Below are 17,048 nucleotides of genomic sequence, written 5' to 3' on the forward strand. Positions count from 1 at the left end.
ATGGCCGACAGCATCGCCGACGGCGTCAAGGTGGAGCACGAGGGCGAGGGTTTCCGCCACGACGCCAACGAAGCCGCCAAGAAAGCGCCGATCATCGGCAAAGGGGTCGAGGGCGTCGAACGAGGTATCACGGGCTTCAGCGAAGCCGACGACGCCGGCGAGTTCGCGGCGGCCACCGGGCAAATGCTTCAGGACGGCGCCGGCTTTGTCGCCGGCGCCGCGGTGGACGTGGCGAGCTTCGCGCTCGACCCCGTCGGCTGGCTGGTCAGCAACGGCCTGAACATGCTCCTGGAACTGATCTCGCCGCTGCAGGACGCACTGCACTTCGTGACGGGCGACGGGCCCGCGCTCAAGGAGGCGGCCGGCAACTTCAGCGAGATCGGCGTGGGCTTCGTCAAGCTCGGCGACGACTTCGCCAAGAAGGGCAAGGACGAGCTGCGGACCTGGCAGGGCGACGGCGGCAACGCGGCCCGCAGTTCACTGGACCAGTTCTCCGAGGGCATCAAGGGCATCGGCTCGACCACCGGCGGGGTCGGCGAGACGCTCCAGATGTGGTCGATGGTCATGACCGTCATCGAAGAGGTCGTGAAGGCGATCATCAGCGAGCTGGTCAGCTGGCTGATCTACATCTGGCTGCCGGCTCTCGCCGCCTCGATCGTGAGCCTCGGCTCATCGGTCGCCGCTGCGATGACCGCCTCGATCGCCAAGGCGGCGAGTGCGTTCACCAGGATCACGTCGAAACTGGGGAAGCTGGGCGAGCTGCTCCAGAAGTTCATGACCTTCCTCGCGAAGTGGACCGACGACCTGATCAAGCAGGGCCGCAAGCTCACCCCGTCGGGCGCCCCGGGCATGACACCGGGCATGGAGAAGGCCGCCACCGGCGCGCTCGCCTCGGCGACGAACTCCCGAGGCATGGCAACGGTCGAGGCGCTGAAGGAGTCGGTCAAGGCCGGCGGCGAAGAGGCCCTCAAGGGCGTGACCGGCGTGAAGATCGGCGACCTCGACAAGGGCTCGGCCTACAGCGGCAAGGCCGGCTTCGACTTCGCCAACAAGGCGGTCGACAACACCCGCGACCTCCTGAAGTCGCGCGGAGGCAGCGACGCGGCCGGCTATCACTCCGAAGAGGACACCCGCGAGAACCTGGACATGGACCAGTAGATGGACCTGTTCGAGCCGTGGTTCATCGTCGGCGGCTACGCGCTGGGGTTCGTCCTGCTGTGGCTGGCGAACCGGCTGGAGCGGCGCAGCGGCGTGGCCGCGACGGTGTGTTGTGCGCTGTGCGGCGTGGCGTTCTCGGAGACGTCGCTGTACTGGCTCTCGGCCGGCACCGGAAGCAACGTGCCGCAGCTGCTGTGGATCGTGTTCCCGGTGGCGTTCGCCGCGCTGGTGGCGTGGCGGGGCTGGCGGCAACGCACGTGGATCGCGCGCACGGCCTCGGACGGTCGGCAGACGTTCGGCGTGCTCCCCCACCTCGGCCGAGGGGTGACGCTCGGCCACCCGGACCCCGACCCCGTGCGCACGACGGTCGAGTTCGACCAGCAGGGCCACCGGGTTCTGGGCATCGAGTACTCGATCACGCCACGCCGCGACGAGCGGTTCGCCGAGGTCGCCAAGGTCGCCGAGCAGATCGACTCGATCTACTCGGCAGTCGAACTGCGGATTCCCGCGGTGCCTGCCCTGACGATCTCACCGAAGACCGGGGCGTTTGAACCCGAGCACTTCACCCCGTTGGAAGACGCCCGGATCACCCGCAACGCCTTCGGCTGGCTGCGGCCCGACACGAGTCTCGACAGCTTCGAGGTCGACGCCGAGTTCGACCGCCGATTCGCGGTGACCACGTCCGACCCGGAGTTCGCCGCGGCCGTGCTTACCGAAGAGGTCCGCGCGCTGCTCCTCGGTGACCTGTGGTTCCGCGTGCACACGGTGGCCCTCCACGGCAACGCGATGTGGACCAGCGAATCAGGCGGGCTGACTGAGGACCGCATGTTCGGCAACTCACGTCGGCTCGCAATCCTGGCCGCCACGGTTCCTGCCGCGGTGTGGGAGGTCTGGGGCGGTGACCGCGGGTTCGCTTCGGTGACCACCGGCTCGGACACGAGCTACCTCGCCTGGAACGGCGGCCGCGGTGGTGCCGTGCGCACGCCGGTCAACCGCTTCCGCGAGGCCGCGGACCGGCAGCCGGTCACCTCGGTGTCGCTGACCACGCGCACGGTCATCGCGCTCGTGCTCGTCCTGACGGGCCTGCTGCCGATCGGCAATTCTCTGTCGGCGCTCGTCAACGTGGCGCCCCAGACCCAGCTGTCCGTCCTCGAAGTCCACGAAGGCTTTGCCGGAAGCTGCTCCCGAGGGCGCGGCAGCTGCACCGGCAGCAACGACTGGGTCCGCGGCACCTACGTCCTCGACGGTGAGACCCACGACGTATCGACCGAATGGGTCGACACGCTGCCCGCCAAGGGCGCTGTGGTCGACGTGGAGATCGGGCCCCTGTGGTGGCACCCGGTCTTCGAGAGCAGTCTCGCCGCGGTGGTCACCCTGCTCCTCGCCCTGCTGCCCCTCCTGGCGGGCGCGCTGCTCGCCAAGGCCACTTACCGGCCGCGGCCACCCCGACGCGTCAGGAAGCTGCGCAGGACACAGGAAGCCACCGTCACGTAATCACAGCCGGGTGCCGCAGTCGCCGCAGAAAGCGGCGCCGGCGGTGGAGGGCTTGCCGCATTCGGTGCAGTGGACTGTGGGGCCAGGGACGAGCCGCAGGAGGCGCAGAACTTGCCGCCCTCGGCTTTCACGCGGCAGCTCGGACAAGTCAGGTGGGCGCGGGTGTCCAGGTCGAGGTCGCGGGTCCAGTCGCGGGCGCGGTCGCGGATCTGGTCGCGCTGTGCGGAGCCTGGGCGCGCGAGATCTCCTCCGCGACGCTCGGCGGGCAGCGCAGGCACTGCCCGATCTCGGCATTCCAGCACTGGTCCGTGCACATCCAGTCCCCGCAGCCGCGGCGCTGGCGGAAGCTCGGCCCGATCTCCTTGACCGCGGCCGCGAGCGCGCGGTCGTTCGTGGCGCGGTCGTAGCGCCACTGGTCGGCCGAGTAGCGCAGGTCCTGCAGGCTGCCGCCGAAGAACGAGCCCACCGCGCGCAGGACGCCGCGGCCCGTTCCGACCGCATCGCGCTGCAAGCCTGACCGGCGGCCGTTCCCGCAGCGTTCACGCGGAACTCGAACTGGTAGCCCTGCGTGTTCGAGATATCCGAGAAGTTGTCCGTGAACGGCACGACGTCAGCCACGGCTGCCCAAGTAGGCGCACTCCCCGGCGCGGGGACTGTAGAAGTGCCGCCAACAATGCGACTACCCAGAGCAGTCATCTCAGCTGACGCCCCCGCAAGAAGAAGGCCCCCGCCCCGGAAACCCGGGACGGGGGCCTTCTCAGCTACTCAGACGGTCAGCGGAAGTCGCGACCGAAGTCGTAGTCGTCCAGCGGAACAGCGGCACCGGTGCCCGAACCGAACACGTCCGGGGTGTAGTAACCGTCGTCGTAGGACGGGATCGCGTAAGCCGCGACCCGGGCCTCCTCGGTCGGCTGAACCTGGATGTTCCGGTACTTGTTGATGCCGGTACCGGCCGGGATCAGCTTACCGATGATCACGTTCTCCTTGAGGCCCACGAGCTTGTCCGAGCGGCCGTTGATGGCCGCGTCGGTCAGGACGCGCGTGGTCTCCTGGAACGAGGCCGCCGACAGCCACGAGTCCGTGGTCAGCGAGGCCTTCGTGATGCCCATCAGCACCGGGCGACCCGAAGCCGGCTCGCCACCCTCGGCGACCGCGGCGCGGTTCGTCGCCTCGAACTTGGTCCGCTCGGGCAGCTCGCCCGGCAGGAAGTCCGTGGCACCGGAGTCGATGATCGTCACGCGGCGCAGCATCTGCCGCACGATGACCTCGATGTGCTTGTCGTGGATCGACACACCCTGCGCGCGGTACACCTTCTGGACCTCGTCGGTGAGGTGCATCTGCGCCTCACGCGGGCCCATCACGCGGAGCACCTCGTGCGGGTCGGGCGTGCCCTCGAGCAGCTGCTGACCGACCGCGACGTGGTCGCCGTCGCCCAGCGGGCCGTTCGGGGTGTTGGCGAGCCGCTGCCGCTTGGACAGCTTGTCGAAGACGATCTCCTCCGACCCGTCGTCCGGGATCAGGGTGATCTTCCAGAACCGCTCGCTCTCCTCGATCCGCACGCGGCCGTCGACGTCCGCGATCGGCGCCTTGCCCTTCGGCACGCGAGCCTCGAAGAGCTCGGTGACACGGGGCAGACCGGTCGTGATGTCGTCACCGGCGACACCACCCTGGTGGAACGTACGCATCGTCAGCTGCGTACCCGGCTCACCGATCGACTGGGCGGCGACGATGCCGACGGCCTCGCCGACGTCGACGAGCTGGCCCGTCGCCATCGAGCGGCCGTAGCAGGTCGCGCACACACCGACCGCCGACTCGCAGGTCAGGACCGAGCGGACCTTGACCTTCGAGATGCCGCTGGAGAGCAGCTTCTCGATAGCCGGGTCGCCCACGTCGTCGCCCGCGTTGAGCACGACGTTGCCCTTGGCGTCCACCGCGTCCGTCGCGAGGTTCCGCGCGTACACGCTGGTCTCCACGTGCTGGTCGCGGATCACCTTGCCGTCGCCGACGTCCTCGCCGACGACCATGGAGATACCGCGGGTGGTGCCGCAGTCGATCTCGCGGACGATGACGTCCTGCGAGACGTCCACCAGACGACGGGTCAGGTAACCCGAGTCGGCGGTACGGAGAGCCGTGTCCGCCAGACCCTTCCGGGCACCGTGCGTCGCGATGAAGTACTCCGCCACCGACAGGCCTTCACGGAAGTTGGCCTTGATCGGACGCGGGATGTACTCACCCTTCGGGTTCGACACCAGACCACGCATCCCGGCCAGCGACCGGACCTGCGTCATGTTGCCCGCCGCGCCCGACTTCACGATCATGGCGATCGGGTTGTCGTCCGGCAGCGCCGTCTCCATGATCTTGTGGACCTCTTCGGTGGCCTGCGTCCACACCTTGACGAGCTCGTTGTTGCGCTCGGTGTGGGACAGCTGACCACGCTGGTACCGCTTCTCGACCTGGTCTGCCTTGCCCTCGTACTCGTCGAGGATGGCCTTCTTGCCCTCGGGCACGAGCACGTCGGAGATGGCCACCGTGACGCCCGAGCGGGTCGCCCAGTAGAAACCGGCGTCCTTGAGCTTGTCCAGCGTCTGCGCCACCTGCGTCATCGAGTAGCGCTCGGCGAGGTCGTTCACGATCGCGGCCTGACGCTTCTTCGGCATCGGCTCGTTCACGAACGGGTAGTCCGCCGGCAGCAGGTCGTTGAACAGCACGCGGCCCAGGGTCGTCTCGGCCAGCCACGTCTTGCCCGGCTCCCAGCCCTTCTCCGCGAGACGCGCTTCGTCGGCCTTGGCCGGCTGGCGGTCCGTGACGCGGATCTTGATGGGAGCGTGCAGGCTCAGCGCCTTGCGGTCGAATGCCATGATCGCCTCGGCCGGCGAGGAGTAGGCGTTGCCCGCACCCTCGGCCTTCTCGTTGAGGCGGGTCAGGTGGAACAGACCCGTGACCATGTCCAGACGCGGCATGGCGAGCGGACGGCCCGACGCCGGCGACAGGATGTTGTTCGCCGACAGCATCAGGATGCGGGCCTCAGCCTGAGCCTCGGCCGACAGCGGCAGGTGCACCGCCATCTGGTCACCGTCGAAGTCCGCGTTGAACGCCTCGCAGACCAGCGGGTGCAGCTGGATGGCCTTGCCTTCCACCAGCTGCGGCTCGAAGGCCTGGATACCGAGGCGGTGCAGGGTCGGTGCGCGGTTCAGCATCACCGGGTGGCCGGTGATGACCTCTTCGAGCACGTCCCACACCTGCGGGCGCGAGCGCTCCACCATCCGCTTGGCGGACTTGATGTTCTGCGCGTGGTTCAGGTCGACCAGCCGCTTCATGACGAACGGCTTGAACAGCTCGAGCGCCATGTCCTTCGGCAGACCGCACTGGTGCAGCTTCAGCTGCGGGCCGACGATGATGACCGAACGGCCCGAGTAGTCCACGCGCTTGCCGAGCAGGTTCTGGCGGAACCGGCCCTGCTTGCCCTTGAGCAGGTCGGACAGCGACTTCAGCGGCCGGTTGCCCGGGCCGGTGACGGGACGACCGCGGCGGCCGTTGTCGAACAGCGCGTCGACGGCCTCCTGCAGCATCCGCTTCTCGTTGTTCACGATGATCTCGGGCGCGCCGAGGTCGATGAGCCGCTTGAGGCGGTTGTTGCGGTTGATCACGCGGCGGTACAGGTCGTTCAGGTCCGACGTCGCGAAGCGGCCACCGTCGAGCTGCACCATCGGGCGCAGGTCCGGCGGGATGACCGGCACGGCGTCGAGCACCATGCCGCGCGGGTCGTTGCCGGTCGCCTGGAAGGCGGCCACGACCTTGAGGCGCTTGAGCGCGCGCAGCTTCTTCTGGCCCTTGCCGTTGCGGATGGTGTCGCGCAGGTTGTCGGCCTCGGCGGCGACGTCGAACTCGGTGGCCAGCTTCTGGATGGCCTCCGCGCCCATGCCGCCGGTGAAGTACTCGCCGTAGCGGTCGACGAGCTCGCGGTAGAGCAGCTCGTCGGCGATCAGCTGACGCGCGTCGAGCTTCGTGAAGGTCGTCCAGACCTCCTCGAGGCGGTCGAGCTCGCGGCCGGCGCGGTCGCGCAGCTGACGCATCTCGCGCTCGCCGCCTTCCTTGACCTTGCGGCGCACGTCGGACTTGGCGCCCTCCGCCTCCAGCTCGGCCAGGTCCGCTTCCAGCTTCTGCGCGCGAGCCTCGATGTCCGCGTCACGCTTCGTCTCGAGGTTCTTGCGCTCGACGCCGATCTCGTTCTCGAGGGTCGGCAGGTCGTTGTGGCGCAGCTCCGTGTTCACGCCTGTGATGACGTAAGCCGCGAAGTAGATGATCTTCTCGAGGTCCTTCGGCGCCAGGTCCAGCAGGTAGCCCAGGCGGGAGGGAACACCCTTGAAGTACCAGATGTGGGTGACGGGCGCGGCCAGCTCGATGTGGCCCATCCGCTCACGGCGCACCTTGGCGCGGGTCACCTCGACGCCGCAGCGCTCACAGATGATGCCCTTGAAGCGGACGCGCTTGTACTTGCCGCAGTAGCACTCCCAGTCCCGGGTCGGACCGAAGATCTTCTCGCAGAAGAGGCCGTCCTTCTCGGGCTTGAGCGTCCGGTAGTTGATGGTCTCCGGCTTCTTGACCTCGCCGTACGACCACTGACGGATGTCGTCAGCCGTGGCGAGACCAATGCGGAGCTCATCGAAGAAATTGACGTCCAGCACGTCTAAGTCCCCTTGGGGTTGTTTCGGCTAGAGGGGTCGGCGGTGGAGCGGGGACCCACGGGAGGCAGGTCCCCGCTCGACACCGGTCAGTGCACGACGTCGTCCACGCTGGGCGACTCGTTGCGGGACAGGTTGATGCCGAGGTTGGCCGCGGCGCGCTCGAGGTCCTCGTCGTCGGAGTCGCGCATCTCGATGGCCGCACCGTCGCTGGAGAGCACCTCGACGTTCAGGCACAGCGACTGGAGCTCCTTCAGGAGCACCTTGAACGACTCCGGGATACCCGGCTCGGGGATGTTCTCCCCCTTGACGATGGCCTCGTACACCTTCACGCGGCCGACCACGTCGTCCGACTTGATCGTGAGCAGCTCCTGCAGCGTGTAGGCAGCGCCGTACGCCTGCATCGCCCAGCACTCCATCTCACCGAAGCGCTGGCCACCGAACTGCGCCTTACCACCCAGCGGCTGCTGCGTGATCATCGAGTACGGACCGGTGGAGCGGGCGTGGATCTTGTCGTCGACCAGGTGGTGCAGCTTCAGGATGTACATGTACCCGACGGACACCGGGTACGGGTACGGCTCGCCGGAGCGGCCGTCGAACAGCGTGGCCTTGCCGTTCTCCTTGACCATGCGCTCGCCGTCGCGGTTCGGCTTGGTCGAGCCCAGCAGCCCGGTGAGCTCCTCTTCCTTCGCGCCGTCGAACACCGGGGTGGCGGTGTTCGTGTTCGGCGCGACGTCGTAGAGCTCCTCGGAGAGGTTCTTCGCCCACTCCGGGTTGCCCTCGATCGTCCAGCCCTGCGACGCCAGCCAGCCCAGGTGCAGCTCGAGGATCTGGCCGATGTTCATCCGTCGCGGAACACCGTGGGTGTTCAGGATGATGTCGACCGGCGTGCCGTCCTCCATGAAGGGCATGTCCTCGGCGGGCAGGATCTTGCCGATGACGCCCTTGTTGCCGTGGCGGCCGGCGAGCTTGTCGCCCGGCTGGATCTTGCGCTTCTGGGCCACGTAGACGCGGACCAGCTCGTTGACGCCGGGGGGCAGCTCGTCGTCGTCCTCGCGCGAGAACACGCGGATGCCGATGACCTTGCCGGTCTCGCCGTGCGGCACCTTCAGCGAGGTGTCGCGGACTTCGCGGGCCTTCTCACCGAAGATCGCGCGCAGCAGGCGCTCTTCCGGCGTCAGCTCGGTCTCGCCCTTCGGCGTGACCTTGCCGACCAGGATGTCGCCGTCGCGGACCTCGGCACCGATGCGGATGATGCCGCGCTCGTCGAGGTCGGCGAGCACCTCCTCGGAGACGTTCGGGATGTCCCGGGTGATCTCCTCGGCGCCCAGCTTGGTGTCGCGGGCGTCGATCTCGTGCTCCTCGATGTGGATCGACGTGAGCACGTCGTCCTGCACCAGGCGCTCGGAGAGGATGATCGCGTCCTCGTAGTTGTGGCCCTCCCACGGCATGACCGCCACGAGCAGGTTCTTGCCCAGCGCCATCTCACCGTTCTCGGTGGACGGGCCGTCGGCGATGACCTGGCCCTTCTCGACGCGGTCACCCTCGTCGACGATCGGGCGGTGGTTGAAGCACGTGCCGTGGTTGGAGCGGCGGAACTTGTACAGTCCGTAGCTCTTCCGCGTGCCGTCGTCGTGCATGATCGTGATGATGTCCGCGGACAGCTCCTCGACCACGCCGGCCTGCTCGGCCACGAGGACGTCACCGGCGTCGACCGCGGCGCGCAGCTCCACACCCGTGCCCACGTACGGGGCCTGGTTGCGCAGCAGCGGCACGGCCTGGCGCTGCATGTTCGCGCCCATCAGCGCGCGGTTCGCGTCGTCGTGCTCCAGGAACGGGATCATCGCGGTGGCGACGGAGACCATCTGCCGCGGCGACACGTCCATGTAGTCGATCTCGAGCGGGTCGATCAGCTCGACCTCGCCGCCCTTGCGGCGACCCAGGACCTTGCTCTCGACGAAGTGGCCGTCGTCGGTGATCGGCGCGTTGGCCTGCGCCTTGACGAAGCGGTCTTCCTCGTCGGCCGTGAGGTAGTCGACCTGGTCGGTGACCTGGCCCTCGACGACCTTGCGGTACGGCGTCTCGATGAAACCGAACGGGTTGACCCGCGCGTAGGAGCAGAGCGAACCGATCAGGCCGATGTTCGGGCCTTCCGGCGTCTCGATCGGGCACATGCGGCCGTAGTGCGACGGGTGGACGTCGCGAACCTCCATGCCGGCGCGCTCACGGGACAGACCCCCGGGGCCCAGCGCCGAGAGGCGGCGCTTGTGGGTCAGGCCCGACAGCGGGTTGTTCTGGTCCATGAACTGCGACAGCTGCGAGGTCCCGAAGAACTCCTTGATCGCCGCACCGATGGGGCGGATGTTGATCAGGGTCTGCGGCGTGATCGCCTCGACGTCCTGCGTGGTCATGCGCTCGCGCACGACGCGCTCGGTGCGGGAGAGACCGACCCGGATCTGGTTCTGGATCAGCTCGCCGACCGTGCGCAGGCGGCGGTTGCCGAAGTGGTCGATGTCGTCGGTCTCGACCGGCACCTCGACGTTCGACACGCTGGTCATCTTGTCCTCGCCGGCGTGGAGCCGGACCAGGTACTCGATGGCCGAGACGATGTCCTCTTCGGTCAGCGTGCCGGTGTCGTACGGGGTGTCAAGACCGAGCTTCTTGTTGACCTTGTAGCGGCCGACCTTGGCCAGGTCGTAGCGCTTCGGCTTGAAGAACAGGTTCTCCAGCAGCGTCTGCGCGCTCTCCTTCGTGGGCGGCTCGCCCGGACGGAGCTTGCGGTAGATGTCGAGCAGCGCCTCGTCAGTGCCGGCGGTGTGGTCCTTCTCGAGGGTGGCCAGCAGCGTCTCCGAGAAGGAGAAGCGCTCGCGGATCGCCTCGGTGGTCCAGCCCAGCGCCTTCAGCAGCACGGTGACCGGCTGGCGGCGCTTGCGGTCGATGCGCACGCCGACGGTGTCGCGCTTGTCGACGTCGAACTCGAGCCACGCGCCGCGGCTCGGGATCACGCGCACGCTGAAGACGTCCTTGTCGGTCGTCTTGTCGACACTGCTGTCGAAGTACACGCCCGGAGAACGCACGAGCTGGGACACGACGACCCGCTCGGTGCCGTTGATGATGAAGGTGCCCTTGTCCGTCATCACCGGGAAGTCGCCGAGGAAGACCGTCTGGCTCTTGATCTCACCGGTGTTGTTGTTGACGAACTCCGCCGTGACGAACAGCGGGGCCGCGTAGGTCATGTCCTTGTCCTTGCACTCCTCGATCGAGGCCTTGACCTCGTCGAAGCGCGGCGCGGAGAAGGACAGCGACATGGAACCGGAGAAGTCCTCGATCGGGGAGATCTCGTTGAGGACCTCCTCCAGGCCGCCGACCGGGTTCTCGTCACCTTCGTTGACGCGGCGCTCGAACCACGCCTCGTCGCCGGTGAACCACTGGAACGACTGGAGCTGCACGTCCAGCAGGTTGGGGGTGTTAAGGGGCTCGCGAATCTTTGCGAAAGAGACCCGCTTGGGCGCGCCGGGGATACCCGTGGACTCCGAGCGGGATACAGCCGAGGTGGTCGCAGCAGTGGCCTGGTTCGCGGGAGAGACTGCCAAGATGCGTCCTTCCGGGGACAATGAGCGGTGAGCAGCCGCAATGGCAACAGGTGCCGTCGCGGACTGTCAGGGGTGCCGTGTGCCCACTATCCTAACTACCGGCTCCGGGCAGCCTGAAAGAGGGCAGCGCAAAGAGGCAGTCTAGCCCGAACGACGCGGTCTGTCCAGGGGGCGCTCCCGATGGGGCCCAGCCTGCCTCGCGGCGTTTTAGCAATGCCTCCGACCCGCCCGGGTTCTGCGTCCCTCCCGCAAGGTTCGCGCTCCCGGCCGTGACCGTTGGCAGTAAGCCTGAACCCACGACGCCTTCGAGTCAAGATGCCACTCGGGGGTCCGACCGGTTGGCGCAGCGTCGATCGGGGCATGCGGAGGGTGACAAGCGGGATGATCATCCCGGTTACCTGTCAGTACCTGCGGAATCGCGGTCGAGGGACGGGTCGGAGAGGGATTCAAACGGTGTTCTGCGTCACAAAAGGGTGTCGTGGGGGGTGAATGGCCCGGTCGGCCCAGGGTGAGGTGGGGGCGCGGATCAGGGGCAGCGGTGGGTTGTGAGCAGTCCGGGTGCGCTGGTCCGTGACCTCTATGGGCCCGGGTGTGGTGCCCGGCCCATAGGCGCCCGTGCGCCTTGGGCCACGGGCAGCTTGGCCGGCCATGGGCGGCTCGGCGCTTGTCCACAGGCCAGCGGCCGGCGGCGGGGTTGTCCACAGATTCGATTCCGGGCGTTTTTCGAGGTCAGAGGCCGATAGACTGGGATGGGGACGCCCCCCGAGGGGAGGGCGGGGGATCGTCCGGCGAGAGTGCGGGGATTGTTTACCAGGAGTGTGGGGCATTGTCCGGCGGACGTGCGGGCATTGTCCGGCGGGAGCGCGGGGCCTTGGAGCGGCAGGGGCGGTCCGGGAGTTGTCGACGGCTCGGCGGCGTCGGGATCGAGCCGCGCCAGTACGCAGCGCGCCACGAGGATCCGGCCAGACTGGGTGGCAGCGCTGTTGCGACCGCCGCCGGAACCGTCCGTGATCTGTGGGGCCGAGTTCCGCGGTACGTCCGGGCAGACAAATCCGGCATCGGCATGATTGCGTGTCCATCCGGCGAGATTGTCCGGGTTTCGTGAATTCCCCACCGCTAAAATCGGAGCCGATCCCGTCGCCGGCTCACGACGGAGTGCTCGTGCTCGAGACCGCTCGGCGCTCCGCCGTGGTCCTCGCCGTGGCGCGGGCCGCACTCACCGTCGGAGGCATTCTGGCCATGGCCTCATCCGAACAGACCGCCACAGACACCACCGGCACCGCGGGCCACACGATCGGCCGGCTCGGGCCGCTCACCGACCTGGTGGTCGAGCGGCTGCGGATGGGCGATCGCGTGGCCGCGTCGAAGTTCGGCACCGACAAGCCCATCGACGACCCGGCGCGCGAGGAGCAGGAGCTCGCCGCGGTGCGCACGCGTGCGTTCGCGCTGGGGCTGGACCCCGAGCGCACGGCTGCGTTCTTCTCCGACCAGATCACCGCCAGCAAGGTCGTGCAGCGGGGGCTGTTCGACCGCTGGACCGCGCGCCCCGAGCAGGCGCCCACCACGCGCCCGGACCTCACCGAAATCCGCGCCGAGCTGGACGAGCTCACGACGTCGCTGCTGACCGAGCTGGCGGCCACGAACGACGTCCGCAAGCCCGGCGCCCCGTGCCGCGTCGACGTGCTCGAGGCGCAGATCTCGCCCGCCGTCGTCGACCACCTGGACGAGCTGCACCGCACGGCGCTGCGCACGGCCCTGCAGTCGCTCCGCTGAGGGCCCCGACAAAACAAAAGAGGCCCGGCACCCGCTCAAGGCGGGCACCGGGCCGTCCGCTTCGACTTACTTAGACGGCGGCGGCGAGGCCGGCGCCTTGGCCGCGGGCGGCGGCGGGGCCTTGTACGTGTCGAGGTCGGTGATCTTCCACGTGTCGCCCTGCAGCTGCGCGTCGACGTGCAGCTGGGCCGAGCCGGCGGTGGTCTGCTTGGTGTCGGCGCGCGTGGAGGTCTGGTCCACGAACACCATCACGCGCGCGAGGTCGCCGTTGAGCATGATCACGGCGCTGCGCGTGACCTTGCACGTCACCACCATCTTCTGCTGCGGCGCGAGGCGCTTCACCTCGCCCATGAGCGAGTTGTACTTGGCTTTGACGCTGTCGTTGGCGAGCAGGCCGTTGGCGGCGTCCTCGGTCTTCTTGATGTTGTTGTAGTCGTAGGAGAACAACGCCTCGGTGGCCTTGGAGACCTGGTCCTTGACCTGCGCGGTCTTCGCGACATCCAGCAGCGCCGTGTTGCTCGTGGAGTCGGCGGCGTCGTCGTAGCCGAGCTTGAAGAACACCGCGCCCGCGGCGAACACCAGGCCCACCACGAGCAGCACGACGGTCAGCACGACCGTGCGGTCCTGGCGCGGCTGCTTCGCCCACGGCGGCGGCACGGCGGGCGCGCCGGCGGCCTCCTGCTCGGCCTCGGCGACGTTCACGGGCTTCGCGCGACCCGAGTCCCGGCGCTTGCGGCGGGGAGCCGCGCGGACCGGTTCGTCGGTTTCCCCGGGCGTTTCGGTGTCCACGGCTTCGCCGGTGAGGGCGTCGACCTCGGGTGCGTCCTCCGCCGCGGTGTCCACGTCGGAAGCGTCCGAAGCGTCCTCCGTGGCGAGCCCCCGCGACCGCGAGATCCCCGCGCTCTTCGGGAACCGGATCTCCTGCGTGACTTCGGACGGGTCCGCGCTGGTCAGCGGGCCGGTCCGCGGCACCGGACGCGGGCGCGGCTTGGCCGCGGCGGGAGCCGGAGCGGGGGTCGGCCGCTCGTCGGTGGACGCAGGTGCCGCGTCCGCGCTCGACGGCTTGCGCAGCCCGGCCACCCTCGGCCGGCGGGCCGGCGGGGTGCTGCTGCGGGGCGGCTGGCGGCGGGAGGGGGGCACTAGGAGAACTCCGTTCTGCGGTGAAGCTACTGGCCGGAGGCGACGAGGGGGACGTTGTCGATGCCGGACAGTTTCCAGTCGTTCCCGACGCGGGTCATCGAGACCTCCAGCCGCAGCGCCTTCGAGGAGCTCTGCGCGCCCTGGGTGACGTCGGTGTTGATGGCGGCCAGGAAGCTGGCTTTGCCCTCGTGGTCGTCGAGCTCCTCGACCGCGATGTCCTGCACGGTCGTGGTGACCTTCGTCTTCGCGTCGGTCAGCGCCTTGCCGTAGGTGGGCTTGAGCTGGTCGATCTGCTTGGCCATGTCGTCGTCGGACACGGACTTCTGGCGGGCGAAGACGGCGTCGAGGTTCTGGTAGTCCACCTCGGTGTAGGCCTTCACGGCGTTGGCGCCCGCCTTCACGACGTCGTCACGCGACAGCGCCAGGGCCGCGTTCTCCCCTGTGCCCGCGACCCACCACATGATCCCGAAGACCACCGCGACCACGAAGGCGGCGAGCGCGAACGCCCCGGCGCCGAAGAGCCACACGCGCGGCGAGCCCGGCAGGGACCGCTTGGCCGGCGAGGCGGCCGCGTCCGACGCGGTCTCCGAAGCGGAAGCCGGGGCCTCCGGCGGCGACGAGGTCACCTCTTCCTCGGCGGCGGCCTGTTCGGAACTCATATCACTCCAGGGTAGGTAACGGTCATCAAATCCTCGTCAGCGCGGACCAGCTCAGCCGGCGAGGCCGAGCAGCGCCCCCAGGCTGTTCAACGAGACACCCGGGCTCCCGGCTACGCCCGGCACGGCGGCGTCGCGCATGTCCTGCAGCTCCTGGGCCGGACGGCCCGCGTTGGCGTCTACATCGGCCTGCGACGGTGTGACCGGGGCCCCGCCGTACGGCGCGTTCTGCGAGCCGCGGACGTTGATGGGGCTGCCCTTGGGCTCGGCACAGTACACGTTGTCGTCGGCCGGCCGAGGTGACGTGTCGGCGCCCGTGCGGTACTGGCTGTAGGGCAGGTAGCCCTTCGTGCAGGCCGGCGGGTTGAACAGGTTCAGCACGAGCCCGAGGTGGGCGGTGCCGTCACCCGGCGCCACGCTGGAGGCGGCGCCGGCCAGTGCCGGGTAGGTCACCAGGCCCTGCTCGATGCCGTCGAGCCGGGTCACGGTGAGGTTGGCTGTGGTCAGCAGGTTCGCCGTCAGCGCGCCCAGACCCGGCCCGGTCTCGTTGACGACCTGGTCGATCTGCGCCGCGACCTGCGGCGTGATGCCGATGAGCTTGCGCAGGTCACCGTCGGAGTTCTTCAGCGTGCCCGTGAGCTCGTTGAGGTTTTCCGAAAAGTCCGCGAAGTTCGACGCTTCGTGGTTCTGCGTGTCGAGCGCCTGGCCGCCGGCGTCGAGCAGCTGCACGGTCTGCGGCAGATACTGCTGGGCCGTGGCCGTGAAGCTCTGCGCGGTGTCGAGCAGCTGCTGCAGGTCGCCGCCGGTGCCGCGGAACGCGTCGTAGGACTCGTCCACGACCGTGCGCAGCGAGTCGGTGGGCACCGAGGCCGCCAGCGAGTCGAGGTCGGCCAGCAGCCGGTCGGTGCTGACCGGCACGGTCGTCTTCGCCGCCGGGATCACCGAGCCGCCCGCGAGGTACGGGCCCTTGTCGTTCTTCGGCCGCAGGTCCACGTACTGCTCACCCACGGCCGAGCGGTTGGCGACCACGGCGTCGAGGTCCGCGGGCACCTGCGGCGCCGACGGGTCGATGTTGAGGTCGGCCTCCAGGCCGGTCTGCGTGAGCCGCAGCTGGCCGACGCGTCCGACGTTGAAGCCGCGGTAGGTCACCTCGGCGTTGGTGAAGATGCCACCCGACTCGTTGAGCTCGAGTTTCACCGTGTAGCCGCTGCTGCCGAACACCGAGCCGAGGCCGGCGAAGCGGACCAAGGCGTAGACGAGCGCCACGATCGAGATGATCGCGAAGGCCACGAGCTGGAACTTCGTCTTGCGCAGCAACATCAGCCCGCACCTCCCGAGAGGATCCCGAAGAGCCCGGACAGCCCGCCCTGCGAAGGCTGGCCGCCGCCCTGGCCACCGCTGGAGTTCGGCTTCTGCGAGCCCGAACCCGAGCCCGTCTGGCCGGGGATCGGCAGCGGCGGCGGCTGGTCGCCCGGCGTGCCGCTGACGCCACCGGTCAGGCCCGGCAGCGGCAGCAGGTTCGACAGCGAGTTGTCCCGGCTGCGGCCCAGGTTGTCGATGATGTCCTTGAGGTTCAGGTCGACCTTCGCGAAGAGGTTGAAGTAGTCGCCCTTCACGTCGTCGTAGGCCTGGTCGGTGAACGGGAAGGTCAGCAGGATCTGCAGCGCCTGCGGCAGGTCGTTGCCCGCCTCGCCGAGCTTCTGCAGCGTCGGCGTGAGCGCCTTGAGGTCGGCCACGAGGTCCGCCTTGCTCTTGTTCACCGTGTCGGTGGCGACACCGGAGAGGTTGTTCAGCGCGTTGAGCATGGTCACGAGCTGGCCGCGCTGCTGCTCCAGCACGCCGATGCCGGGGCCGAGGTTGTCGACGGCGCCCACCAGCTTGTCCTTCTGGTCCCTGAGCGTCATCGACAGCCGGTCGAGCCCGTCGAGCGCGCGGGTGATGTTGCGCGACTGCTCGTCGAGGTTGGTCACGAGCTCGTTGGCGTTGTCCAGCAACGCCTTGATGTCGGGCTCCTTGCCCGACGTCGCGTTGTTGAGCTCCTTGGTGATGGTGTTGAGCTGCTCGACACCACCGCCGTTGAGCAGCAGCGACAGCGCGCCGAGCACCTCCTCGACCTCGACGTCGCGGCCGGTGCGCGCGAGCGGGATCGTCGCGTTGTTCGCGAGCGTGCCTTGCGCCTGGCCGTCGCCGGGCGAGGAGAGCTCCACGTACTTCTCGCCGAGCAGGCTCGACTGCTTCACATTGGCCAGCGCGTTGGCCGGCAGCTTCACGTCGCCGTTGATCTCCACGGTGACCTCGGCGTGCCAGCCGTCGGGGGTGAGACCCACGGACTCGACCTGGCCGACCGGCACCTCGTTGACCTTCACACCGGCCTGCGGCACGAGGTCCAGCACGTCGGAGAACTGCACTTTGACCTTGTACGGGTGGCTGCCGAGGTCGGCGCCACCGGGCAGCGGCACGTCGTAGATGCCGGTGAACCCGCAGCCGGACAGCACCAGCGCGGACACCGTGGTGACCACGCCGGCGGCGGCGACCCTCCTGAGGCGCTTCAT

The 17,048-nt window shown here is 68.6% G+C and carries 10 protein-coding genes; 3 read left to right on the plus strand and 7 right to left on the minus strand.

Features of this window, described 5'->3' with window-relative positions; translation table 11 throughout:
• Both AB0F91_RS13970 and AB0F91_RS13975 read left to right on the plus strand, forming a co-directional pair.
• A complete protein-coding gene (locus AB0F91_RS13970) occupies nt 1-1,158 on the plus strand; it encodes a hypothetical protein (RefSeq protein ID WP_360597561.1) in 1,158 nt (385 codons plus the stop codon).
• Nucleotides 1,159-2,652, plus strand: coding sequence for a hypothetical protein (locus AB0F91_RS13975; RefSeq protein ID WP_360597562.1), 1,494 nt, complete (start codon nt 1,159-1,161; stop codon nt 2,650-2,652).
• 148 nt (nt 2,653-2,800) lie between these two features.
• On the opposite strand, the gene AB0F91_RS13980 is transcribed toward AB0F91_RS13975, so the two are convergent.
• The 3 genes from AB0F91_RS13980 to AB0F91_RS13990 all read right to left on the minus strand — a co-directional run bounded on the left by AB0F91_RS13980 (nt 2,801) and on the right by AB0F91_RS13990 (nt 10,927).
• Entirely contained in the window at nt 2,801-3,163 is a 363-nt protein-coding gene (locus AB0F91_RS13980; protein WP_360597564.1) for a hypothetical protein, read from the minus strand.
• Between the two features lie 262 nt (nt 3,164-3,425).
• The gene (locus AB0F91_RS13985; RefSeq protein ID WP_360597565.1) at nt 3,426-7,337 is read right to left on the minus strand and encodes a DNA-directed RNA polymerase subunit beta'; all 3,912 of its coding nucleotides are present in this window, start codon (nt 7,335-7,337) and stop codon (nt 3,426-3,428) included.
• Between the two features lie 86 nt (nt 7,338-7,423).
• Nucleotides 7,424-10,927, minus strand: a complete 3,504-nt coding sequence (locus tag AB0F91_RS13990; RefSeq protein ID WP_360597567.1) for a DNA-directed RNA polymerase subunit beta — start codon at nt 10,925-10,927, stop codon at nt 7,424-7,426.
• A 1,161-nt stretch (nt 10,928-12,088) separates the two neighbouring features.
• On the opposite strand from AB0F91_RS13990, the gene aroQ reads away from it, so the two are divergent.
• Nucleotides 12,089-12,700, plus strand: a complete 612-nt coding sequence (gene aroQ, locus AB0F91_RS13995; RefSeq protein WP_360597568.1) for a gamma subclass chorismate mutase AroQ — start codon at nt 12,089-12,091, stop codon at nt 12,698-12,700.
• A 66-nt stretch (nt 12,701-12,766) separates the two neighbouring features.
• Here aroQ and AB0F91_RS14000 read toward each other — a convergent pair whose 3' ends face one another.
• The 4 genes from AB0F91_RS14000 to AB0F91_RS14015 are packed head-to-tail and all read right to left on the minus strand — an operon-like array spanning nt 12,767 to nt 17,048.
• A complete protein-coding gene (locus AB0F91_RS14000) occupies nt 12,767-13,840 on the minus strand; it encodes a hypothetical protein (RefSeq protein WP_360597570.1) in 1,074 nt (357 codons plus the stop codon).
• 26 nt (nt 13,841-13,866) lie between these two features.
• Entirely contained in the window at nt 13,867-14,499 is a 633-nt protein-coding gene (locus tag AB0F91_RS14005; protein ID WP_360597572.1) for a hypothetical protein, read from the minus strand.
• A 51-nt stretch (nt 14,500-14,550) separates the two neighbouring features.
• Entirely contained in the window at nt 14,551-15,816 is a 1,266-nt protein-coding gene (locus tag AB0F91_RS14010; RefSeq protein ID WP_360597574.1) for an MlaD family protein, read from the minus strand.
• A complete protein-coding gene (locus tag AB0F91_RS14015) occupies nt 15,816-17,048 on the minus strand; it encodes an MCE family protein (protein WP_360597575.1) in 1,233 nt (410 codons plus the stop codon). The genes AB0F91_RS14010 and AB0F91_RS14015 overlap by 1 nt, the downstream gene beginning before the upstream one ends.

Source organism: Amycolatopsis sp. NPDC023774, assembly GCF_040639695.1.
In the GTDB taxonomy this organism is placed as follows: Bacteria; Actinomycetota; Actinomycetes; order Mycobacteriales; family Pseudonocardiaceae; genus Amycolatopsis.

What these genes read in the sequence shown, in the direction of transcription:
- AB0F91_RS14015 (WP_360597575.1), bottom strand. Translation starts at nt 17,048, where the DNA reads ATGAAGCGCCTCAGGAGGGTCGCCGCCGCCGGCGTGGTCACCACGGTG.
- AB0F91_RS13970 (WP_360597561.1), top strand. Translation starts at nt 1, where the DNA reads ATGGCCGACAGCATCGCCGACGGCGTCAAGGTGGAGCACGAGGGCGAG.
- AB0F91_RS14005 (WP_360597572.1), bottom strand. Translation starts at nt 14,499, where the DNA reads ATGAGTTCCGAACAGGCCGCCGCCGAGGAAGAGGTGACCTCGTCGCCG.
- AB0F91_RS14010 (WP_360597574.1), bottom strand. Translation starts at nt 15,816, where the DNA reads ATGTTGCTGCGCAAGACGAAGTTCCAGCTCGTGGCCTTCGCGATCATC.
- AB0F91_RS13975 (WP_360597562.1), top strand. Translation starts at nt 1,159, where the DNA reads ATGGACCTGTTCGAGCCGTGGTTCATCGTCGGCGGCTACGCGCTGGGG.